At 38.1% G+C, this 26,336-nt stretch carries 7 protein-coding genes; 3 read left to right on the top strand and 4 right to left on the bottom strand.

Features of this window, described 5'->3' with window-relative positions; genetic code table 11:
- Positions 1 to 11 precede the first annotated feature (11 nt).
- The gene (locus OQE68_RS18385) at positions 12 to 13,973 is read right to left on the bottom strand and encodes a non-ribosomal peptide synthetase (protein WP_180568186.1); all 13,962 of its coding nucleotides are present in this window, start codon (positions 13,971 to 13,973) and stop codon (positions 12 to 14) included.
- A gap of 957 nt (positions 13,974 to 14,930) precedes the next feature.
- Here OQE68_RS18385 and OQE68_RS18380 point away from each other — a divergent pair.
- Together OQE68_RS18380 and OQE68_RS18375 are read left to right on the top strand one after the other, a co-directional pair.
- Positions 14,931 to 21,539, top strand: coding sequence for a hypothetical protein (locus tag OQE68_RS18380; protein WP_180568187.1), 6,609 nt, complete (start codon positions 14,931 to 14,933; stop codon positions 21,537 to 21,539).
- A gap of 276 nt (positions 21,540 to 21,815) precedes the next feature.
- Complete coding sequence (locus OQE68_RS18375; protein ID WP_180568188.1) at positions 21,816 to 22,658, top strand: CheR family methyltransferase; 843 nt, start codon at positions 21,816 to 21,818, stop codon at positions 22,656 to 22,658.
- Here the strand turns inward: OQE68_RS18375 and OQE68_RS30575 are convergent.
- Positions 22,655 to 23,314, bottom strand: coding sequence for a CatB-related O-acetyltransferase (locus OQE68_RS30575; protein WP_180568189.1), 660 nt, complete (start codon positions 23,312 to 23,314; stop codon positions 22,655 to 22,657). The genes OQE68_RS18375 and OQE68_RS30575 overlap by 4 nt on opposite strands.
- A 201-nt stretch (positions 23,315 to 23,515) precedes the next feature.
- Here OQE68_RS30575 and OQE68_RS18365 point away from each other — a divergent pair, with 201 nt between their 5' ends.
- Positions 23,516 to 24,412 carry a DMT family transporter gene (locus tag OQE68_RS18365; RefSeq protein WP_180568190.1) on the top strand — a complete coding sequence of 299 codons (897 nt, stop codon included), beginning with the start codon at positions 23,516 to 23,518 and terminating at the stop codon, positions 24,410 to 24,412.
- A gap of 62 nt (positions 24,413 to 24,474) precedes the next feature.
- On the opposite strand, the gene OQE68_RS18360 is transcribed toward OQE68_RS18365, so the two are convergent.
- A complete protein-coding gene (locus tag OQE68_RS18360; RefSeq protein WP_180568191.1) occupies positions 24,475 to 25,347 on the bottom strand; it encodes a bestrophin family protein in 873 nt (290 codons plus the stop codon).
- Between the two features lie 30 nt (positions 25,348 to 25,377).
- Positions 25,378 to 26,046, bottom strand: coding sequence for a carbonate dehydratase (can, locus tag OQE68_RS18355; RefSeq protein ID WP_180568192.1), 669 nt, complete (start codon positions 26,044 to 26,046; stop codon positions 25,378 to 25,380).
- Between the last annotated feature and the right edge of the window lie 290 nt (positions 26,047 to 26,336).

Raw genomic sequence — 26,336 nt, 5'->3', positions numbered from 1 at the left:
CTGGATAATAATTAAATCGCTTCTAATACAATGTCTACTGTTTCAGCCAATCGACTTAAGTATTGGTTTAGCATACTATCCGTTACCCTTGAAAGGGTGATATTTTGACTACCCAACGATTTTTCGGTCAATTCCTGATCAATCGAAAAACTAGCGACTTTAGCTGTACTATCGAAAATACCATGCAAATAAGGGGCAACAGGTAAGTTGCTATTCTCATTGACAACAGACTTTGCAGTGGCAAGCCATTCCTGCCAACTCACCTGTGTTAGTGTTGTATTTTTCGCTAATACTTGATTCCAGTCTACCGTTTGACTACCGATTAAATGGAACACTCTCAGGGTTTGTGAATGCTGCCCAACCATTCTAATAACTGCATCAGCAACAGTATCTACAGTAATTAATGGTTCCTCAAATAAATTATCAGGAAAAATACCTAACATCAGACAAGATCGCAAATAACGGCCAATCACATCGTCTGGAGCACCTTGTCCTGTATTACTATCAGCAGCTACTCGCCCCAATCTGAAAATAAATAAATCTAGTCCTTTTTGTTGTGCAGCAAGTAATAGTCGTTCTGCTACCCATTTTGAAGCACCATAACCTGAATGAACGAGTTGTCTTTCACTTTCTGTTGAGGTTGTTTCTGTGACGTTATCTCTTCCTGGTTGGCTACTGAATATCCCAGTTGTTGATATATAGGCAAATCGAGTTGCCCCCCCCTTACTTGCTAGCTCAATTAATGACAATGTAGCATTTACATTAGCCATTTTTAACTGTTGATAAGGTAACAAGTGATTAACCCAAGCACCATTATGAACAATAAGATCAATTGCTTCTGCTAATGACTCCCATAAACTATCTACTATACCTAATCTTTCCTGATTAAGATCACCCAATACGACAATTATTCGATCACTATAAGAGGCTTGCCATAAGCCAAATTTTTGTAGGTTTTGTTTTACTCTTAAAAATCCCTCATTAATATCCGTAGCTCTTACTACGCAGTAACAGACAGCTTTCGCCCATTGAGTAAGTGCTTTGTTTAGCAAATACGCTCCAACAAACCCTGTTACTCCAGTTATCAGAACATGGTCAAATCCTCTTTTAAAGTCTGTTGATGGTTGAGAAAAATCAGGGATCGCTGATAGTAAATTCTCATCAATTATTACTTGCCGGTATTCAAGTGGATTGACTTTAGCCTCTGCGCCAATTTCCTTATTTTTACTTCCTTCTATAAAATAGGCCAGCTCTCTAATCGTTGGGTTAGCAAATAATTGCTGAATACTCAGTTTAAAGTCTAGCTCTTTATTAATTGCTGCAACTAAGCGCACAGCTAAAATCGAATGCCCACCCAATGCAAAAAAGTCATCTGTAGTACCGAAAGCTTTATTACCATCTAATACAGTCTGCCAAATAACTAATAGCTGCTGCTCTAAATCTGTTTCAGCCGTTTCGATGGCTTCTTGACTGCTGTGGAATACTGGTTCTGGTAATGCCTTTCGGTTAACCTTTTGATTGGGTGTTAAAGGTATTTGGTCAATTACCATGAAGCAAACTGGTACCATATAATCAGGCAAACGTTGCTTCAAATATGCCTCAAGCTCTCTTTGTAACATTTGCTGGCAAATATCACTATCATTACCTATAACAAGGTAAGCGACAATTTTCTTTTCATCTCCATCACTACCATAAATAACTACTACTGAATCAGACACCCAATCATGCAAATTCAGTTGTGTCTCAATTTCACCTAGCTCAATTCTATAACCACGAATTTTAACTTGATTATCAATCCGTCCTAAAAACTCTAAATTACCATCCGGAAGCCACCGAACTCTATCACCAGTGCGGTACATTTTAACATCACCAGTGCTTTTAAGGTCAGCATATGGATCTGCAATAAATTTTTCTGCTGTTAATTCAGGACGTCCTAAATACCCTCTTGCAACCCCATCACCGCCAATATATAACTCACCAGGAACACCAACGGGAACTAATGACTGATATTGATCCAATACATATAGTTTAGAACCTGCTGTATTACTGCCTATAGGAATTGAGTTATAAGATATATTATCAGGGATAATATAATAAGTAGATGCAATAGTCGCTTCAGTAGGACCATAGATATTAACTAATTGGCAATGTTGATTAGCCAGACTAGTTGCCCATGCTTTGGCAAAATCTGCGGGTAATACATCACCTCCTACAATGACACAATGCAATTTAGCTTGTTGCCAAAACTCAGTATCATTGACATAAGGTAATAATACTTCTTTCGCATATAGTGGTGGTAAATCAATATGTGTTAGCTGGCTTTCAATTAATAATTTTGCAAATTCCTTATCAGTCACTAACCCTTTATCATGCAAATATAAAGTGGCACCAGCTAAAAAACTAACAAAAAACTGTTCAGTTGCAGCATCAAACCCAATATTAAAAAACTGTAACACTCTATCTTCTGGACTTACCTGGTAAGCTTTAATCACCACATTAATATGATTAACTAGCGATTGATGCTCAACCATAACACCTTTCGGCAATCCAGTAGAACCTGAGGTATAAATTAAATAGGCTAAATGGTGACTAGCTAGATTAATTGCTTCTGGATTAATATTATTTTCTGGATAGTTTACCAGCAGCTGTTGTAAATCCTGCTCATCAATACAAACTACATGTTGATGGTGACAATCCAGTTTATCTAATAACAACTTATTAGTAATCAATTGTTTAACACCAGAGTCCTCCAACATATAGTTTAAACGCTCATCAGGATAGGTTGGGTCAAGCGGCAAATAAGCACCGCCGGCCTTCAAAATTGCTAAAATAGCAATCATTAAATCAATTGAGCGTTCAAGGCAAATTGCTACTATATTATCAGGCTTAACTCCCTGTTCAACTAGGTAATGAGCCAGCCGATTCGCCATTTTATTTAAAACAGCATAATTTACACTTTGCTTACCATACACTACAGCCGTGGTGTCAGGATACTGATTTGCTATTTGTTCAAATAACTGATGAATGCAAATAGGCTCATCATTATTTAACAGTGTTTGCTGCTGATGTATATTGAGTAACTGTTGCTCCTCAAAGTTTGTTAAAATTGGCAACTTAAATACAGACTGACCTGGCCGTGCAGTAGCAAATGTCATTATTTTTTCAAAACGACGGGCCATGTTTTCTATAGTTGATTCATAAAACAAGTCAGTATTATACTCCCAGCACAAACTGAATTTACCTTCTCTTTCCACCACATTCAGGGTTAAGTCAAACAGTGATGCTGTCAGTTCCATCGGTTCACTGGCAATGCTCAATCCACTAAACTGTAAGTCACTGCGTTGGTTATTCTGTAATGCCAGCATTACTTGAATAACTGGGTGATAGCTTAAACTACGGGCAGGCTGTAAACTTTCAACCAAATGATCAAATGGTACTTGTTGATGGGCATAGGCTGCTAAGGCCGTCTGTTTACATTGATTTAGTAATTCATTAAAGCTTAGTTCAGTAGATAAATCACAACGTAAAACTAAGGTATTAACAAAAAAGCCGATTAATGAAGCTATTTCTGCTTGCTCACGATTGGCAACAGGTGTACCAATTACAATATCTGTCTCACCGCTATAACGGCTCAGTAAAGTAGCTAGTACAGCATGAAGCCCCATAAACAATGTAGCACCCTGAGTCTGGCACAATGTTTTGAATCGCTTTGCCAGTTCAGAATCAATTTCACAGAAATAATGTTTACCATTAAACTGCTGAATAACGGGTCTAGGCTTATCCAAAGGTAAGCTATGTATTTCAGGAATACCCGCTAATTGTTTTTTCCAGTAGTCTAACTCTCGCTCCAGTACTTCCCCTTGCAGCCACTGTCTTTGCCAAACCGCATAGTCCCCATATTGTATTGTAAGCTCAGGTAAATTTGTTGAATCTTCAATAACGAGGCTATTATACAGCTGATTTAACTCATCAATTAAAATACCCACTGACCAACCATCAGACGCAATATGATGCATAGTCACTAATAATAATGCTTCATCACTCGCTAGCACGACAAGATGTGCTCTAAGCATTAAATCCTGACTTAAATCAAACCTTGTTTTATGTAAATGCTGTTTTAAAGCATTAACTTTTTCTTGTTGATTTTCAGTAGGGTAATGTTTCAAATCAGTAACAGGTAGTAACCAATCAGCTGGTAGTGGTTGCACCATCTGTGCAGCTTTACCTTCATGTAATCTAATTACGGTTCTTAAGCTCTCATGACGAATTAATAACTTAATAAATACCTGAGATAAAGCTTCGTAATTAATCTTACCGGTTAATCGATAAATAAAAGGTATATGATACTGTTGACTCCCTTCTTCCATTTGATCGATAAACCATAATCGCTGTTGTGCATAAGAAAGAGGAAGAGGGATTGACCGGTCTACTGAAACAATTTTAGGCTGCTCACTTATTCTTGCCTGTTCAATACACTTAGCAAGTGTTGCTACTGTAGGTGCAGTAAAAATATTTCTAACACTGATATCAACATTAAACTTCTGTCTTATCAGTCCACTTAAACGAACAGCTAGTAATGAATGCCCTCCTAATGCAAAAAAGTTATCATTTACGCTTAGTTTATCGTCAATCCCCAATACCTTCTGCCATAATTCAGCTAGTGTAACTTCTACTTCAGATTCAGGATCAACTATAGCCGATTCGGCCTGGTAGACTGGTTTAGGTAGTGCTTTTCGGTCCACTTTTCCATTAGGAGTCAAGGGCAGTGCTATTACTTCAACCAATGCTGAAGGAATCATATATTCAGGTAGCTGCTCAGTTAATTGTTGTAATATTGCAGGCTTAATTATGGTAAAACTACTATATTCATCAACAACTATATACCCAACCAGTCGTTTATCACCAGGCTGATCTTCACGAGCAATTACTACAGCTTCTTTTACTCCGTCACAATTCAGTACCTGAGCTTCAATCTCTTCCAACTCTATACGAAAGCCGCGTATTTTTACCTGGTGATCAATTCTACCCATGAAAGCTAAATTACCATCTGGCAACCAGCGCACTAAGTCACCTGTTGCGTACAATCGAGCATCAGGATCGCGACTAAAAGGGTTGGCAATAAATTTCTCTGCAGTTAGCTCAGGTCTATTTAAATAACCTTTAGCAACCCCTATTCCTCCAATATAAAGCTCTCCTGGTACACCAACGGGTGCTACTTGAAGGTTGTTATCTAACACATAGGCTTCTACTCCAACAAATGGTTTACCAATATGGACAATTGGACTATTTTCAGTGATTCTAGCAATGGTGGCACAAATAGTTGCTTCAGTAGGCCCATAAGCATTAAACAATATTCTATTTTGCGCCCATTGATTAGCCAGTCCCAGTGGACAGCTGTCGCCTCCTATAATTAGACATTTCACTGATTGCCAGCTGTTCTCATCTAATAGCGGCAGTACCGCAGGTGGTAATAATGCATGTGTTAGTTCAAAACGAGCCACTTGCTCAGATATCGTTTCTAATGATGCTATCATCGATTGTGGGAATAAATATAGTGTAGCACCAGAAGTAAGTGCCATACTCCATTCCCAAGTAGCCGCATCAAAACTAATGGACGCAAACTGAAGTACTCGACTAATAGGTGATAATTGCAGTTTATCCTGCTGAGTTTGTAAAATATTAACTAAGCCTTGATGTTTAACCAATGCCCCCTTTGGCTTGCCTGTAGAGCCAGAGGTATAAATAATATAAGCTAGATCATCTCCAGCAATATTAACGATCGTGTTTGGTATATTATTAGCCGGGTATTGATTAATCTTTTCAATTATCTCTGGCTCATCAACATAAATAATATTGGACTGGCTTATTTGTATTTGATCCAATGGCGATGTATCAGTCAACATTTTATTCATCAAGACAAATTTTACCTTACTATCTTCAATCATGAAGGACAAACGATCTAAAGGGTAGTTAGGGTCAAGGGGCACATATACACCACCAGCTTTTAAAATACCTAAAATAGCAGTAATTAAGTCAAATGAACGAGGTAAGCAAACTCCTACAAAAGATCCTGGAGTAACCCCTTTATCAATCAAATAATATGCTAATTGGTTGGCTCTTTCATTTAACTGCCGATAACTCAGTTGTTGGGATTCAAATATCACTGCCGTTTGTTCAGGTGTGCTGTCTGCTTGTTGCTCAAATAGATGGTGAATACAACTGTCATTTATAACAGCATTGGTTGTAGGTGAAAAATTAGCTAATAATTGTTTAGCTTCTTGTTTTGATAACAATGGCAGCTGTGTCACTGGTATATCAGGAGTTAATATAGCCTGCTCTAATATCTGGTTAAAATATTTAGCAAACCGAGTGATTGTTTCAGCTTCAAATATAGCCGTATTATACTCCCAGGTCAGACCAAAACTATTTTCTCGCTCTTCTGCAATTAATGTTAAATCGAATTTAGCAACAGGAAAATCAGGCTTTAGCAGTTCCGCAGAGATACATTCTAAAGCAGGTGCAACTTGCTCATTATTTTGCAGAGCCAGCATCACTTGAAATAAAGGATGATAACTCAAGCTACGCGAAGGTTGTAACCGCTCTACCAAGTGATCAAAAGGTACTTGTTGGTAAGAGTAAGCGGCTAACGCTGTTTGTTTCGAATGCTTTAAAACACATTTAAAGCTCGTTTCACTCGATAAATCACTACGCAATACTAATGCATTTACAAAGAAACCAATTAGTGAAGTCACCTCTGCTTGTTCACGATTAGCCACTGGAGTACCAATAACAATATCTGTTTCTCCACTCAGGCGATTCATTAAAATAGCCAAGACTGCATGCAACCCCATAAACAGGGTAGCCCCCTGGGCTTGACATAAAGCAGTAAGCCGCCTGATCTGATCTATCTCTACTTCGCAAATCAGTCGATCACCCTGATATTGCTGTATCGCTGGCCTGGGCTTATCCAATGGCAAACTATGTACTTCAGGCATACCCAACAACTGTTGCTGCCAATAGTCAAGCTGCTGCTCTAAAACATCTCCTTGTAACCAGTTTCGTTGCCAAACCGCATAATCACCATATTGAATAGTTAGCTCTGGGAGGTTAGCTTCGATGGCTTTTCCTTGACAAATATTGTTATACAGTACATTAAGCTCGTTAATTAATACCCCTACTGACCAACCATCAGAAGCAACATGGTGCATATTCATCAAAAGTAATGCCTCTTGATCCTTTAGTTGAACCAAGTGTACACGTAACATCAAATCCTGATTTAAGTTATAAGGTGTTTTATGTATTTGCTGCTTTATTTTATCAAGCTGCATTTGCTGGTAGCTATTGGAGTTGCTGCGTAAATCGGTAATAACCATACACCAGTTATCTGGTAGCTTTTGTATATATTGTTGTGCTTCCCCATCTACCAACTTAAAGGCTGTTCTCAAACTTTCATGACGTAATAAAATTTTTCTAAATGCTTGTGATAATGCTTCTTTATTTAAAGAGCCAACCAGCCGGTATATATAAGGCATATGATACTGCTCACTGCCCTCTTCTACTTGATCAATAAACCATAGCCGCTGTTGAGCATAAGATAAAGGTAGGGGGAGTGAGCGATCAGCCACAGTAATAGTGGTTTGCTCCACTTTGCCTGATTTCTCAATAATCTCAGCCAAACCAATCAAAGTAGGAGCGGTAAATATATCCCTTACATTAATATCAACATTAAATTGCTGTCGAATTATTCCAATGAGTTTTACTGCTAATAACGAATGTCCTCCTAGGGAAAAGAAATTATCAGTGACACTTAATCCATCTGTTATCCCCAATATTTGCTGCCAAAGCTGAGCTAATGCTATTTGTAGTGGACTGACTGGCTCAATCAACACTGAGTGTTCACGATAATCTGGCTTAGGTAAAGCCTTGCGATCAACTTTACCATTTGTTGTTAGCGGCATGACAGTTAGCTCTACCAATGCAGCAGGTACCATATACTCAGGTAACTGAGTCGCTAACTGCTTCATTAGGCTATTTTTTAGTATTGAAAAATTAGCCGTTGGCTCTGCAACTATATAGGCAACCAGTCGTTTATCACCTGGCTGATCTTCTCTGGCAATAACGGCTACTTCATGTATCTGTGCATGAGTGGCAATTAATGCCTCTATTTCTCCTAGCTCAATCCGAAAACCACGTATTTTAACTTGATGATCTACCCGTCCGATAAAAGCTAAGTTTCCATCTGGAAGCCAGCGCACTAAATCCCCTGTTCGATATAATCGAGCATTAGGTTCAGAGCTAAACGGGTGTGGTATAAACTGTTTTGACGTTAGTTCAGGCCGGTTCAAGTAGCCTTTTGCTAAACCATCACCACCCACATACAGCTCTCCTATAGCGCCTACCGGTAGTAAGTCCAACATTTCATTTAATACATACAAATGGGTACTACCAATCGGCTTACCAATCGGTAACGCTTGGCTCTGATTAAAGTGGCGAGGTATAGGATAGCAACACGTAAATGTGGTATTTTCTGTTGGGCCATAGCCATTTATCACTTGAATATGAGAGTGCTGCTGATAAAGTTTATAAACAGACTCAGGTGAAACCACATCACCACCAGCTAATAAAAATCGTAATGAGTTTAATGGTGTTACTGACTGCTGAACAAAGTGATCAAATAAGCCAGCTGTTAACCAAACTGTATTTATTTGGTACTGATTAATTGTGGTTTCTAGTAACTGGATATCAACCGTATCTTCACCATAAAGTACTACCTGCCCGCCATTTAACAAAGCTCCCCATATTTCAAATGTGGCTGCATCAAAGGCAATTGAAGCAGCTTGCAAAGTGACTGTTGTAGCTGATAAAAATGATAATACCTGATTATTATCAACTAACCGCACAATACCCTTATGGGGAACCAGGGTACCTTTTGGCCTACCAGTTGAACCTGATGTATAAATAACATAAGCAAGTTTGTTGATACTGGTTTTCTCTGGTAGATTTTGATCAGAGTAATTTTGAATTTTCGGCCAATCCGTATCGATACAAATTAGCGAGCCATCATATTCAGGTAATTTACTTGATAAGTTGCTTTGTGTAATTAGTAATAAGGGTTTACTGTCATCTAATATATAAGTTAAGCGATCTTGAGGATAACTAGGATCAAGAGGAAGGTAAGCCCCACCCGCTTTTAATATGGCTAAAATACTTACCAACATTTCAGCAGACCGATCAATACATAATCCCACGATAGTTTCAGTATTCACACCTTTAGCTTGAAGAAAGTGAGCTAATTGATTTGCTTGCTGATTAAGTTGATAGTACGTTAGTTGCTGCCCTTCACTTATCACAGCTATCGAATCTGGTGCTTTTACTGCCTGTAACTCAAATAGTCGATGAATAGTCTGGCTACCTTGATAATTAGACTGAACATTACTTCTGTCAATTAATAAACTCTGCCGTTCATCTTTAGTTAATAAAGATAGCTGTTTAAAAGGCAAATCAGGCGTTGACACTACCTGCTCAATTAATTGGTTAAAGTGCCTTGCTAGCTGCTCAATAGAGTCGTGGTTAAATAATGCTGTATTATATTCCCACCATAAAGTAAACCCTGCTGAACTTGATTCAATATTAAGCATTAAGTCAAATTTAGCAGTGAATAACTCAGGTTTAAGCAGCTTAGATTTTATACCTGGAAACTGTAACTCTGCTTGTTGATTATTTTGCAAAGCCAGTACAATTTGAAAAATAGGATGATAACTTAAACTACGAGAAGGTTGTAAATGCTCTACTATATTATCAAAAGGCACTTGCTGATGAGCATAGGCAGCTAATGCTGTTTGTTTTATTTTATTTAAAAGCTGATTAAAACTCATTTGAGCAGATAAATCAGCTCTTAACACTAAAGTATTTACAAAAAAACCTATCAATGGTGCAATTTCAGCTTGCTCCCGATTTGCCACCGGAGTGCCAATTACAATATCTGTGTCTCCACTATAGCGATTTATTAATATGGATAAGATCGCATGCAGTCCCATAAATAAAGTAGCTTCTTGCTTTTGACACATCCTTTCAAATTGTTGTGTCAAACTAGCAGGAACAGTTAAATTTACTCGCTTACCCTGATATTGTTGAATAACTGGTCGAGGCTTATCTAAAGGCAAATTATGTACTTCAGGAGCCCCTGCTAGTTGCTGTTGCCAATAAGCCAACTCTTTTTCAAGTACTTCACCTCGTAGCCAGTTTTTCTGCCATACTGCATAATCACCATATTGAATGGATAATTCTGCTAGTTTAGGTAGATGCTTAGCAACCACTTCACTATAAAGTTGATTTAACTCATTAACTAAAATTTCTACTGACCAACCATCCGCAGCAATATGATGCATTGTAATTAATAGCTGAGCCTCATAATCCTGCAGTCTGATCAAATGGGCACGCAGCATTAAGTCATGGCTTAAATCAAATGGTATTTTATGTAGCTGTTGGTTTAAGCTATGTATTTGTTGATGTTGCTCTTCTATATTTTTATCACGCAAATCAGTCACAGCTATCTGCCAGTTCTTTGGCAACGGCTTAATAATTTGCTGAGCTTCTCCTGAATTTAACTGAAAAACTGTTCTTAACGATTCGTGACGTCTAAATAATTGGTTAAACGCCTCAGACAATGCATTAATATCAAGGCTACCTGATAAATGATATGTCACTGGTATATGATATTGCTGACTGTTTTCTTCCATTTGGTCAACAAACCACAAACGTTGCTGGGCGTAAGATAAAGGTAAAGGCTTAGTACGGTCAGTAGGATGAATCTGTGGTAACTCAGTCGCTTTTGACTTTGCTATCACATTAGCTAATGCACCAAGCGTTGGCTGAGCAAATACAATATCAATACCAATATCAACTTTAAACTGCTGGCGTACTTGGCTAGCTAGTTTTGCAGCTGATAATGAATGTCCTCCTAAATTAAAAAAATGATCATGTAGACTAAGCTGTCGCCCAATACCCAGCAGTTGTTGCCAGATTGATGCAAGTGATTTCTCAATAGGACTGGTTGGCATACTTATATCACTAGCCTGACTATAATTAGGCTTGGGAAGTGCTCGATAATCAACCTTGCCATTTTCTGTTAAAGGCAGTACTGATAGCTGGGTAATAGCCATAGGTACCATATACTCTGGCAGTTGACCTGCTAGATACTGAAGCAACTCATTTTCGAGTATTGTAGTGTTTTTATTTGCTTCAATTGCTGTAACTACATAAGCAACCAAGCGTTTATCCTCTGGTTGATCTTCTCGTATTATAACAACCGCTTCAGTTACTTGTTCATGCTGCTCTAATAGCGTTTCTATTTCACCTAGTTCAATTCGAAATCCACGCAGTTTTACTTGATTATCAATACGCCCTAAAAACTCTAGATTACCATCTGACAACCAGCGAACTAAATCACCCGTGCGATAAAGCCTGCTCTTAGATTCTGGACTAAATGGGTTAGCAATAAATTTTTCAGCTGTTAACTCAACCCTATTTAAATAACCTCTAGCTACCCCTACCCCACCTACCAGTAACTCACCAGCAACTCCAACAGGGCATAAATTGTTTTTTGAGCTAACAACATAAGCACTTGAATTGCTTAAAGGGATACCAATAGGGTATGAGTTCTGTTGGGACTGTATTTCATACCAAGTACTAAAAGTGGTGTTTTCTGTAGGTCCATATACATTGAGTAAGTGCCTGGGCTTACCAGCCTTTAAAACTCGATTAATATAGTTTGGTGAAGCAGACTCCCCTCCAAATAACACATTTGTTAATGGTTTAAATGTATCCGGCAGTTGCTCAGCAACAGCATTAAAAAGTGCTGTTGTCATAAAAATTGTGGTTATTTTATCGCGATGCAATTGCTCTTTCAGTGCTTCTGGCACTAATAACACCGCTTTATTAATGCAAACTAATTTAGCACCATTCAATAGTGCACCCCAGATTTCAAAGGTGGCCGCATCAAAAGAATGGTTAGATGCTTGAGCAATAATATCTGCAGAAGATAGTGAAATATAATTGGTGTTTTTTACCAGCCGTATAATACCTGACTGCTCAATAGCTACACCTTTAGGTTTACCGGTAGAGCCAGAGGTGTAAATAACATAAGCTAGGTTACTTAAGCTGCCGCTAACAGATAGATTCTGCTGAGGATAGCATTGAATATCTACCCAGTCTGAGTCAATACAGGTAATATTACCACTATAATCTGGCAGCTCTGTTAACAACGCTTTTTGTGTTAGTAACAATAGAGGCTTACTATCGTCTAATAGATAAGCTTGTCGCTCCTTGGGATAGCTTGGATCTATCGGCAAATATGCACCTCCTGCCTTAATGATGGCAAGCATACCAATGACCATCTCGATAGAACGCTCGACACACAGCCCAACCAAAGTATCTGGTTTAACACCTTGTTCTCGTAAATAATGAGCTAACTGATTAGCTTTATAATTAAGTGCCTGATAAGTTAACTGCTGTTGTCCAAAAACTACTGCAACAGCATCAGAATGACAGTTTACCTGATCTTCAAATAACTGATGAATTGTCTGCTGATTTAGCTCATCACTATCTTGAGTAGCACTTTGCTTAGAGCTGGCCCATGATTGAATAAGCGCTTGTTCGACGGGGTTAATAATTTCAATATCATTAATGAGGCAATCAATATTACTCTTAAACTGTTGTAGTATATGAATAAGTCTATTAGCAAAAAGTGTAGCTTCCTGCTTGTCCAGGTAGTCATCCCGGTAGATAATTTTCAACGTTAAAGATTGATGCTCACCGAAGTCACACCAAAAAACATGAAGAGGTAGCGGCTTCTGTCGGCTTATAATTTGTTCTATTGAATATTTCAGCCCATTTAACTCTAACTGATAATCAAACTTGCCATAGTTAACCGCAACATCAAAAAACTCAGGGCTTTGACTAAATTTTTCTGCTAACAACCTTTTCAGATGAGCAAGAGGGAAACTTTGATGAGAATAGTCTTGTTTCCTAATAACTTTTATATCTGCTAATAAAGATTGCACTGTTTGTGATTTATTAGTTTTTGAGCAAAAGGGCACTAAGGAAGTAAACATCCCCACTGTTTGTAACTGCTGTTTACTCAAGCGATTATGCAGAGGAATTCCAAACACAGGCGCTTGCTTCCCTTCTGCATTAGTAAAATAGATGCTCAATGCTGCTATAGTAAGTTGCAATAAACTGCTTTTGTGGTTATTTACAAGCTGCTGAAGTTGATTTCTTATTGACTCAGATAGATCAATATCAATGGTTTCGCTACGAAACTCTTTGTGGTGCTTTTTGCGAGAAAGCAAGCTGTCAGGAAGCTTATCAAACTTTCTCATCCAATAATCAGAGTCTTCTTTATACTGTTCCGAGTTAAAGTAGTGGCGAGAGTGTTTAATTGCATCCAGATAGTTAGGTATAGTTTGTTGCAGCCAATCAGTGGATTTACCTTCAATAATAGAGGTATACAGCTTCGCCGTTATTTTGCAAAATAGAGATATACCAAATCCATCAATTAAAATATGATGAAAGCGTGAACACCACCAATACTCCGTGTTGGTTATCTTTAATAAATAAAATTCAAAAAGCTTTCCTGAAAATAGATCAAAAGTGGTATCAAACTTATCTTTAATAAATGCTCTAGCCTGTTCTGAAGATTGCGCTTTACCACTAAAGTCTAATTGTCTTATATAGCTTTTATTATTTTCATGTTTTTTATATAAGTAAGGTACTCCTTCATGCTCATTAACTTTAAGCTGAAATAAATCTAAATTATCAACAGCTAAATTTAATGCCTCTATAAATACTTCAACATCAAGAAAACCAGTTATTTTAATATTATTACCTATATTCCACTGGGTGGTTTTAGGGTTTTTAACCTGATCAAAAAATATTTCTTCTTGAGATAGATGTAAGTTAATACGAGCAACCATTTCGTTTCCTTGATTTTTAATTTAGCACTACAACAGGTTTTAAAATGGAGCTATACCCTGCATTTTTTTAATTTCAAAATAACCTTTTTATTACCAGCTAAAGGTATATCAATACTATGCCTTCTATGAGAAGGCTATAACCAATAAAATGTTAGTATCAACACACCATATAGGTCTCTATAGCCAACAATAAGGCTTTATATCCTACAAAAGATATTTCCAGTAAGTACAGCTCCATGACTACTCAGACAATTGTCAAACAGTGAGGTACTGGGTATTTTCGGGCTTCTTTGACAATTAGTAAATTGTTTTATTCAATTTAGTTTTGAAAAAGTTTTTAAGCTGTCTAGAGTTAACAGTAATTGCTTACCTTAACTATTTATAATTACAGCTTAATGACCAGCAAATATAAAATTTTGCTTTTATATAATACCAACCCCATTAAATACTCTAAAAAAATTCTTGTTAGCCTGATTTTTTTCTAAGTATGAAAATCAATATTTTGTGTATTATTTTTATACGAGCTTTAGCTAATATGAATGATATAGGTGCATCACAGTATTATTCACAGCATAATGATATCTGATAAATCAGCATGGTTATGAATTGGTATTATCACTTTCTACTCTTACCCAGGTTTACACAACGATACCAACGGTTACAAAAATAACACCGCAAATATAAATCATTATCATTTATATTCTATAAACTGTCGTATTACGTAATAACCCAAAATTGAATGTATAGCAGTCAATACAAAGCCAATTACCTACTTATTGATTCCCTACTTAGTCAATACCTCTTCCACTTTGGCTGTATCTAACCTGGCTATTTAAGAGGATATCCAAGAGCACAAGTTCTTTGACTGAAGAAATCCCAAACCAATATAAGTCCAGGTATCCCCTGCTTTACTGATTCTATTTATCTAGCACACACCATCTGGAGTAGATTGTACTGATGGCTCAAAATATAAACGACTTATCAAGCCTAACCTCTAGTGAACAACTTAAAAGCACATATGGCGTCTCTATTTCTAAAAGCAACTCAAATAGCTTTCCCTGGAAAGTTAGTGGAGGCCCTCTAGAGCAAACAATGCATTTCACCAATCTTGATGATGCACAGACTGCTCTGCAAAAAGGCTATAAAAGAAGTCGAGCAAAACATCTAACATGGTTATTTCGAAAGTTGAGAGGCCGTAATGGTCATAATGTGTCGCCTATTGCATCTGGTGAAAGTGGCCCGGTATTGGTTATTGATGGTGGAGATGATTTAGCCGTTAGTTTAGAAAATTCAGGATTACCAAGAAAGCTTGTACAAACAGTGCAGGCTCTAGGCTTATATCCTGGATTTATTGCAGTGGTACATAAAGGTTGGTTAGGTGCTCTAGAAGAACGTAATGAAGCATCAGAAGCGTTTGCCGAATTAAAAGATAATATCAGTGAGCTAAAGGAAGAGCTAACAAAAACACTACAAACTGAATTACTTGCTAAAGAACAGCAATTAACAAGTGACCACCCCCCCAGTGTAGACTCTCTTGTCAAGCAATTACGGTTTAAAAAAGCTTTATTTAAACAATTTAACCAGCTCAAACTAAGCGATGATACTGAAATTAGCGATGCTGTTACCCAAGTAAGAAAGTTAATTGACACAATATCCGAGCATAGAGTAACTATTGAGCAACAACTTGCAAATAGTGATAGCAACAATAGTAATGAAAATATCAACCAACTACTGAAAGCTTTAGACAATGCCAACCTTTTTGATCCCAAATCACCGGATACTCAAACACTATTACAAAAAATTGCAGAGCTTCGAGGTGCACAAGAAGAAAAATGGCTAAAGTTTATTGAAAGTCGTTTAGCCGGGAATTTTACTGAGTCTGGTTTAGGCTCCATGTACTGGGGTATGATTTCATTTGAAACCAGAGCTACCAGTCAGCTTTTAATAGGTGAAAACACCATTCCTTATGGACAAGTGATTAGCACTATTGGCGATACTTTTAATGTTATTGGCCAGGCCCAAATGGTGGTAGCAGGACTAGCAAAAGCAGGTTTAGGTATTCAAGAAGTCAAAACCCTTAATGAGTGGCTAGGTACCTTACGTAATAATGAACTCATCAACGCCAGCCCTGAATTACGACAAGTTAAGGGTATTATCAACCAGTTTTATACCAATCAACGCAATGCTCATATAGTTGATATTTTTGGCAATATTGTATTAACCGCCGGTCAGTTAGGCATGATCTTAGGCGGTCCTTATGGAATTGGTGTTAGTGCTATCTTATTTGCTGGCGTAGGTGCAACTATTGGTGGTGTTGGCTTTACTCAAGCCATTGCCCAATATATGAGCCGCCGCTTTGATATTATCGAAACACCCACTAAAGCCGAAAAAGCCATTTTATCAAGTGAAGGGAATTCTGATGACTCCCTTCGCCAACTGTTAGTTGATCGAGTGAGCAACCTCTACCAATTTTCAAAAGATCAAGCACCCGCTAGAGTCTGGCAAAAGATCTATCGACAACTATTAAAAAACCCTCATTACAGCGCTGAACGAATACTGAATAAACTTGAAAGACAGTTCGCTTCTGGAGATGATCACTACCGTCGCCTTTATCGTGAAGCCTTATCAGATATTCGCGCCCAACCAGATCAACTTAAGCTGCTAGATACTGCGGTACAGTTAGTTAAAAGCCAAGATGTAGATGATCAATGGCAATTATTTAGCCAAATCAGTGAACACCTACGATCTATAAAAACAGGAAGTCCTTATACACAAAGCTCAGGGCGCATCCAAGACAGAATTATTACTCTTATTGAAGCCGCTGATGCTTTAGGCTTTGGCCCAGAATTAGACCGGCGCTTTATTACGCGACTGGTTAATAATCCTAATTATTTTAAACGACACAAGATAGATGTTAGTCGCTACATTAGTGAAATTACAACTGTAAAAAGCAAGAAACCTTGGAATATCCCTAACCCACTTCGCCCTGTTGTCCATGTAGTTGAACTAATCAGGGGCCCAAATGCAAACCCTTTAAAACCTTTATTTAAAATTTCGTGGGGACATAAGAAAACCAAAATTTTAACCTTTCATAGAGAACGTTTCTTAGCTGACTTAGCTAGTAATGAGCAGTTTTCTGATACCAGTAAAACGTTATTAGGCGCTTTATTCCACCACAAAGAAGGTTTAGCTAATTTATTTGGCCGAGATAAACGCAGTATATTTGCAGCAGCTTTAAATAGTGTCGGTAAGCGCATTTTACGCTCTGATGTGTTACGCCCTCTGATGGTAGGCGTCAAAAGCCAAGTTGAACTCAGTGAGTTACTTCGTCCAGCGCTCGATGCTGAAAACAGTGCCGCCACCAAGTTAAACCTGACCTCCACAGAACTGGAACATGCCTTCTTAACTGCAGCAACCAAGAACCTAGAAAATGGCTTGGAGTTTGCCACAAACCAAGCAAAATTAACCATTTTATCTGCGCTACCAACAGAAATTGATGGTGAAAGCCAACAGCGTACGGCTTTTTCAGAGCAAATAAAAACCATTTCAGTCAATAGCATCAATGAGCTTGCCAATGGCACTAACATAAGCCCATTGATAGCCACCCTACAGTCTTTTAGTGGCAATAAACAAACGTTGCTTTATCGTTTGCAATTTAAAAATCAACAATTTGCACTGGTTCAACAAAAAAATCAGTTAACTCTCTATCATGCCGATACGGCGAAAGCCTATCAGTTACCCACAATCAAATCACTAAGACTACTCTTTAAAGAACTTAATATAGACACGAAACAATGGCAACTGACTGAAGTTCAAACAGATTTAACCACCAACAATAGAGCTGTTGATGAAATCTCAGCACCAATAATCCCCACTTGGCAGAGACTGGTAGAAGCAGATAATCTGTTTGGCCGGGTTAGCGTAGCCGACATTAGTTTGAGCCGGGTAGATTTATGGACTTTAGGTTTAAGTCAGAATGGGCAACGGCTTACAGGACAGCAAATTGCTGAGTTAACTAACTTAGAGCCGCTACTCATAAAACAACAGCTGAGCCTGGATGCTAACCATATTTATCACTGGTTGAAGACAGTTGATGGTGACCAAGCTTATCAGGCATTACTATTAGTTCAGCGATTACAACAAACAGGTGAACACCCTTTAAACTTCAGTGGTGATCACGATGCCCAACAAATTTTACAGCAACGGCTAACCACAGTAGCTAATTTAGAAACAAGCGAGCCTAAGCTAACAATTCTTAATAAACAACTGGAACAAACTTTAAAAACACTAACTGAGGTTGATCAGAATCAACGCAGTTTATATGGCAACTCCCAGCAACATGGTAGCAAACTGGCTCCCATCGCCAGAAACATTAGCCGTATTAATATGGGATTGCAACTAGCACGACTCCCTGGCTCTATTTATCAAACTCTGGCAGCAGCTAAATCAGGCAATTATTATGATGCTGCCAAAGAAGGGCTTGGCTCTACAACAGATGTATTAGATATTTCCTTAGATTTAATTGCCAACAGTCAACGCATCCAAAGTTTATCCAGCAAATTAGCAAATACTGCAGGTAAACTTGGCGCTGCCATGAATTTTATTGGTGCAGGCTTAGGCACTTGGTATGCAGTAGATTCTTTTAAGGCAGCCAGCCAAACGACTGGTGCTGAGAGAACCGATCATTTAGTTGCAGGCTCATTAGCAATAGCAGGCACTATTGTTTCCATTGCAACTGGCATTGCCTCATTAATTACTGTTACTGCAGGCCCAATCGGTGCTGCTATTGGCTTGGCAATCAGTATTGCACAAGGTATTTATAATGCAGTCAGGGCAACCAATAACCTTCGTGCAGCCGGTATTAGTGAAGGCGATTTATGGCGTGCCGGTGCAGCTGTGTTTTTTGGCTTTCCAGTACCTGAAGATATTCAAAACCAAGCGGCTTATAATCAAACCTGGAAAGTCTATCAACAGCAAATTGACCAACAATTTCAAACCCTGACTGAATCAGGAATTGATAAATTAGTGTATAGCCAGGGCCATATTGAAACCCATTATGGTAAAGTATTTGGTGGAGTGACTGGCCGCCATGACTACCATAACTTATCTCCAAAACAGCGCAAAGAATACGACAAACATGTGCCACCACATTCACCAGGGCATGTATTTGGCCATACGCCTAAACCTGCATTAGTCAAAACCAAAGGTAACTTATCAGCTAATGGCTCTACCTTATTTATGCTAGGCAATGGTTATGATGCCGCCCAAGGTGATCAACAAAGACGCAATATTTTTAAAATAACCGGCTGGGGTCGTAAGCATTTATTTGGTGGGAATAAAGCTGATATTTTTGAACTGACTGGCTGGCGCCACGGTAAAGGTAATGCCGATAATGGCAAGTCACAATTTTTTGGTGGCCTTGGAGAAGATACCTTATCAGTAAGAAGCTATTTCTCCAGCCGTTATATGCAAAAAGGAGTACAAGGTGTCAGTATTAATTTAACGCAAGGTATTGGTGATACACCTTACAGTTATGGGTTTGAAGTATCAGGTATAGAACATTTAATTGGCTCTGATAAAAATGATAAATTTATAGGCAACGCTCAAAGCAATACCCTAGCGGGTTATGCAGGTGATGATCAATTAAACGGTAATGAAGGTGATGATCAACTGGCTGGCGGTACGGGAAATGATACTGTAACCGGTGGACAAGGCAGTGATAGCTATATCATTCAATTAGACGACTTGATTGAAGACACCTCTGTTGACATCATTAATAACTTTGATGACCACTTTCAAAAAAACTGGCAAGAGCTTTATGATGATTACTTTTCAGGCGGAATGCGGTTAAGAGAACATAAACTTTCTTATCAAAGTGACAACTGGCAACATACATTAGATTTCCAGTCGAAGCATCATGCGAACCACTGGGTTAGCAGACAGTCCACTGATAAGCCCCTACAACCAGTCGAAGACTATTTAATTACTAATCTGGCTACGCTAACGGCCAATCAGTCAGCGAATGACTTGGTAATATCTGTTGATAGTCGTTGGCTTGACTACCAACGTTTAGTTAAACAGTTGCATTCTTTGGTCGTTAAAAACAAAGAGAATAAAAGTTTAGCTGAACAAGTCACCAGTAAATTACCTAAAGCACTTGTAACCCAACCAAATAGCCAACTAAATCTTAATCCGTTAATTCATACACTGGCTAATCCAACTAAAACCAACCTCGCGAATAACAGTCAACTACAGTTGCTGTATAGCTATTTTCAACAACAGCAAGCAAACCAAATAACAGTTGCTAAAGTAGATAACTACTTTACGGGTAGAGCCTATCAACACCTGACTATTGTGGATATGCTGGGTAATAAATACTCTTTTGCCAACCAACCGAATGAACAAAGCCAATTACCATTAGCAGCAATTCAGCTCTCTGAGCAACTGGGTACTAAAACCATTAGACTAGATTTGGCAACTAAAACCATTAGTTATCAAAATAATCAAGGGCAGCAGCAATCCAGTATGCTTGCAAGCCACCAAGTCAATCATGCCCGTGGCAGCCAAAACAACGATCTGCTGTTAGGTAATAATAAAGATAACTGGCTACATGGAGACCAAGGGTTTGACACCATTGAGGGCTATGGGGGTAACGATACATTAGTAGCCGGCATAGGAGGCGGATACTTAAAAGGTGGCGAAGGATTCGATACTTACCAAATCCAAGGCAATGAAACTAAGGTTGAAATTGACAACATAGCCACTGATGAAAAACAAGACACTTTACGTTTTACTCAAGGCTTACAAAATCTTGCCTTACAAAGAAAAGGTCACCACTTAACTTTGGCCTATCTTGCTACCGAGGTTCAGCTAATCGATTGGTTTACGCAACAAAAACATCACTTAAGTGTTTCAGTAATTGATGAAACAAACCACCAAGCAGGAGAGCTTAATTTTGCTATTGTTAATCAGACCCTAGAGTTGCAATACCTGAATTTAACTTATGCTAATAATACGTCATATAAAGTCGATTTGATGGATGGTTATTATCAGTGGCAACATCAAGGCCGAACACATACCCAACAATTAAACCAGCTAAGTCAAACTAAAGTCTTTGTACAAATGGGCAATGGAAACGACTGGTTGAGTACAAGTAAGGGGCTTAACCATGTTAGCGGTAGTAATGGTAATGACACTTATGAATTAACTGAGCAAGACACTACCCTCGTCATAGAAAACTATGCAGAAGATAATAAATTAGACACACTAGAGTGGGCTAATTTACGCTTTGAAAGCCTCAGTATAAAACGAGAAAACAATAGCTTACTACTGCTGAATGCTGCCGATCGTAGTCAGCAGGTTATTGTTAAAGGCTGGTTCACAGGAGCTCAATATCGTCATCTTCAAGTCAAAAACCAACAAGGAGACACCTATAGTAGCAGTGATCTAGAGCAGCTAGTGCAAGCCATGAGCAGTTTTAATGACAAGACCCAGATAACCTCTACATTAACCAATGCGCGTTTATCTGGTCATCATACCGTAAACTCAATAGTAACAGCACAATAACATTAATCTGTATTTGTTGCCTAATATCATAAGCCTTGGTGATCCCAAGGCTTTCCCCCTCTTAGCATAATACTAATAAATATTCTATAGGGTATTAAAAAGGCAACCAGCCTTACACTGCTCAAACCTCCTTGTTCAAGAGCCCATCAGCTTGCGCAGAGGCCATCAATAATTATTAGAGATGCACTATACTAGAATAAGTTGTAAAAATAAAAATTAACGCCCGGCCATAGCCAATCATTTAGTTATTTTATAGCTATTAAATTGTAATAAATTATGACAATTAAAGTAAATAATGATTACTTAGGCCGAGAGTTTCCTATGAGCGATAATGACTTTGCTTTTATTCAGAAAACTGCTTATAACATATCCGGAATCACACTCCACAAGCATAAAAAAAACATGATATATGGCCGCCTTGCGCGTCGCCTGCGTAGTTTAAAACTAAAAAATTTTTCTCAGTATTGCGATCTACTTAAGAAAGAAAATAATAAAGAACATAAAGAGTTTGTTAATGCAATTACTACCAATTTAACTTACTTTTTCCGGGAACCCCACCATTTCGACTTTTTAAAAAAAACAGCACTTCCTCTAATCATCCGCCACCACCAACATGACAAACGAATCCGCATCTGGTCCGCAGGCTGCTCCACAGGCGAAGAACCTTACTCCATTGCCATTATTATGCGAGAGATGATCAACCCAGGGTGGAGCGCAAAACTTTTAGCCACCGACGTAGACTCAAATGTACTTAATTGTGCTAGAACTGGTCTGTATCGCCCAGATCAAATTAAAACCATCAGTAGTGAACGACAAAAAAAATGGTTCTCTTATTCAGCACATGATAACAAAGTAAAAGTGAAAAAGTCGGTTCAAAAGATAATAACATTTAATCAATTAAACCTTTTGCATAATTGGCCAATGAAAGGAAAGTTTGACATTATCTTTTGCCGAAATGTAATGATTTATTTTGATCGAGATACGCGAAATACGCTTATTAATAGATATGTGGATATACTAAGACCAAATGGTTATCTATATATCGGACATGCTGAAAACTTACATAATAACAACCATTTTAAACCCTTAGGCTACACAATATACCAACGAGTTAACTAGACTCTTTTCTCGTTATCATAAGCGATCGAAGCAGCTTCAAGCTGCTCAATATTATCAGTACACACCCACCGACGCATAGCAACAAACTTTTCCTCTGGCCAGTCATATATTGCTAAAGCCAACAGACTACCAATAACGTCATCAGAAAACCGCATTTTAATTACTTTTGCAGGGTTACCCGCGACAACAGCATAAGGAGGCACATTCTTGGTAACTACTGCATTGGCAGCAATCACAGCCCCTTCACCTATATTTATACCTGGCATAATCATCGCTCGCATACCAATCCATACCCCATCACCGATCACTGTATCACCCTTCCCTTGGTATGACTCAGCAATCTTGTCAACAAAAGGATAAAGGCTAAACCAATCCATCCGGTGGGTATGATTCCCTCCCATCAGAATAACTGCTTCCGCACCAATGCAAACATAATCACCAATAAATAGCTGATCTATTTTCCATTGGGGAATCCAAGTTGCCTGACTATACTCATCACCATATAAATAACGAACAACAGTATCTTCAAAGCGACCTGACCAAGCATCACTGTAATAACTATGTGAACCTTTAATATGGATATTAGGGTTGGTAACCGTTTGGTGAAGGTACTCAACTTTTGACCAGTGTTTTTTGTCTGCCTTTGTATTTGCCATACTACTCCCAACTTTTACTAATCAGTCATGCTTATTGGTAAGCATAACCCTATTTAGTGTTTTTAGATAAGTAATCGTCTTAATTAGATAAGCACTGAACTACATAACTCGTATAAAAATCACTATGCTAAACGCTTCACCACAATACTAACCAAACTCAATAATTTATACCCCAAGGGTTATTAGCTTCTAAGTTATTATATGCAAACTAAGTCATGGCCAATAGGCGCCACATGTATTTTATTTGCGGCAACTACATTTGCTTTTCAGCCTGTATTTGCTGCTGTTATCTATACAACCGGTGCTAACCCAGCAGGACTGTTATGGATACGATTTATTGGTGCAGCTGCCTGCTTACTAACAGTGCTTCAGCTACAGAAAAAGCCGATGAATAAACTATGCTGGCCAAGTATATGTCTAGGTGTTATCTATGCTGCCATTGCACTATGTTACTTCTCAGCCATACAACATGCCTCCGCAAGCTTAGTGGTTATTCTACTATACTTGTTTCCTATTCTTGTTATGATATTAGCCAGATTTGTATTTAAAGAACAATTAAGCAAACTGAAAATAACCGCATTAGCTATCGCTCTTATTGGAGTGCTTTTCGCCGTTGGGTTAAACCCCAAAGGTAGCCTAATAGGTATTTTATTTAGCTTAGCTGCAGCACTTGGTTATGCTCTTTATATTTTATTATCAAACCATTATCTAACCAATAAAGATATTATGGTGAGTACGACTTACATTTTTATTGGTGCAGCATTAACCTATACGTTGGCAGCCTTAGTCACCAGTGAAGTGAAGCTACCCCAACAAACCAGTGGCTGGTTAGCAATCGCAGGATTGATTGTTTTTAGTACAGTTTTACCCATCATTGCACTTAACTTAGGCAATATGATTATTGGCGCTTCTGATACTGCAATTTTATCGACATTAGAACCGATAGTCACCATTTTCCTTGCAGTACTAATCTTAAATGAAGAGCTTAATCTATATAGAGTGGCCGGTGGCTTTATGGTGGTGGCAGCTGTGATTATGATTAGTCGGGAGAAACTGGCAACAACTACCAGCCAACTTAAGGATACATTCAATAGCTGACTGGCAGTAGCCACCTGTTGAAGGTTTATAAGACCTTCGCTTTGACTAGGTATATAATTACTTTATATCACATAATGCTTGTGTTCGTGGTACTCATGCTTGAGTAGTTTCTTGTGACACATATCCTCTATATTTAGCTGTATTTTATGAGCAATATTTTCTATTGGGATACTATTAGGGTTATTCTTAAAGGGGGCCTGAATTTCATCACATAGCTCATAGATGAGAAGAAATAAAGATGGCACCATGAACGATATGAATATTTCAATTGGTGCAGATAAACCATTAATTGAAACAGGAAGGATAGTTGCAAAAACATAGATCCCAATTTTTATAATCAGTTTATATGAGATAGGAAATATTGTGTTCTTTATCCTTTCACACTGCCCCATGTAATCACAAATAAGATTCAGCGACTTATTTATTTGCAATTGCTGTATTTCATTAATAGCTCTTTTATTTCTAAGCTGATTGACTTCATTATAGTGTAAATCAAGCAATGTATTAGGCACATGATTGTCAATGTTTTCTTTTTCAATATACTTTAAAACTACCGTAGTAAACTTATCATACCGTAAATGCTGAGCCATCGCATGGCACCAGATAATTTGTCTTAATGCAATATTATGCTGGTGCTGTGCTAGATCATCACCCACGAATGTAATCACTTTTCTTATGAGGGTTCTAGACTCATTAACAATTCCTCCCCATATTTTTCTTGCTTCCCACCAGCGATCATAAGATTGGGCAAGCATAAAAGAACACAATATGCTGAGAAACGTACCAAGAATAGACACCAGATATACCGGAATTTCAATGGTTTTAAAAAGCTCATCAATTCGTTCAACCACTATCGCATATATAAATACAATAGATAATTCCGGGCCGATCCCTTTAAGCAACGTATAAAATGAAAAAGGCTTATTTTTGATCATAATAACTACTGCTGCTGCTTTACCCTTTCACTAAAGGGCTTTATTTATTGCCACTGAGTTGATTATTTTTTCCATGGCTGTTTGATAATTCATTTCTAAAGTATCTCTACTTGAACAGCTCATCCCCAAGTCAAGCAGCTTGCCATCACCAATCCCATAAACCACCCCATGGATTTCTATGTCCTGCCCACGCTCCCAAGCATTTTGCATGATGGTAGAGTGACCCAGGTTATATACCTGCGCTGCTACATTGATTTCACAGAGTTTATTTGTCCATTGGTCTTTGGGTAGGCTTTCAAGACTTGTACGATATTTAAGATATAAGTCGCGGATATGAAGCAACCAGTTGTTGATTAGCCCAAGCTTTGGGTTTTCAATAGAGGCCTGAACACCACCACAACCGTAATGACCACAAACAATTACGTGTTTCACCTTGAGTACATCAACAGCATATTGAACCACAGATAAGCAATTTAAATCGGTATGAATAACCTGATTGGCTACGTTGCGATGAACAAACAGTTCTCCTGAATGCAGTCCAGTTAAACGTTCAGCCGGTACACGGCTATCGGAACAGCCAATCCATAAAAAACCAGGGCTTTGCCCTTGATTTAATTTGGCAAAATATTCGGGTTTCTCTGATTTGATTGACTCAGACCATTTTGTGTTATTTGCAAAAAGCTGTTTAATTTCTGGCATGATATTTCCTACAACAATGTAACGTCTAGACTCTTCGCGAATATGACGTTAAAACAAAAGAAATCAAACATATATTTAGATTCACTAAATGTATGTTTTTCAACCAATAAATCTGGTGCAATAGTGTAATTATTTTATATTAAATGAACCTTAAGTTATATATTGCATCACTCCCCATTACTTGAGTATTTTCCGAAAATAAATGATCATCTACAGTCAAAGCGAATGGTACAAACTAAAAAAAATTGACTAATAAAATAAAAATCATAAACATAAATACTGCACCTATC

The sequence above is a fragment of the Spartinivicinus marinus genome (assembly GCF_026309355.1).
Lineage (GTDB): Bacteria > Pseudomonadota > Gammaproteobacteria > Pseudomonadales > Zooshikellaceae > Spartinivicinus > Spartinivicinus marinus.
This window is presented reverse-complemented; position numbering and strand designations above follow the sequence as displayed.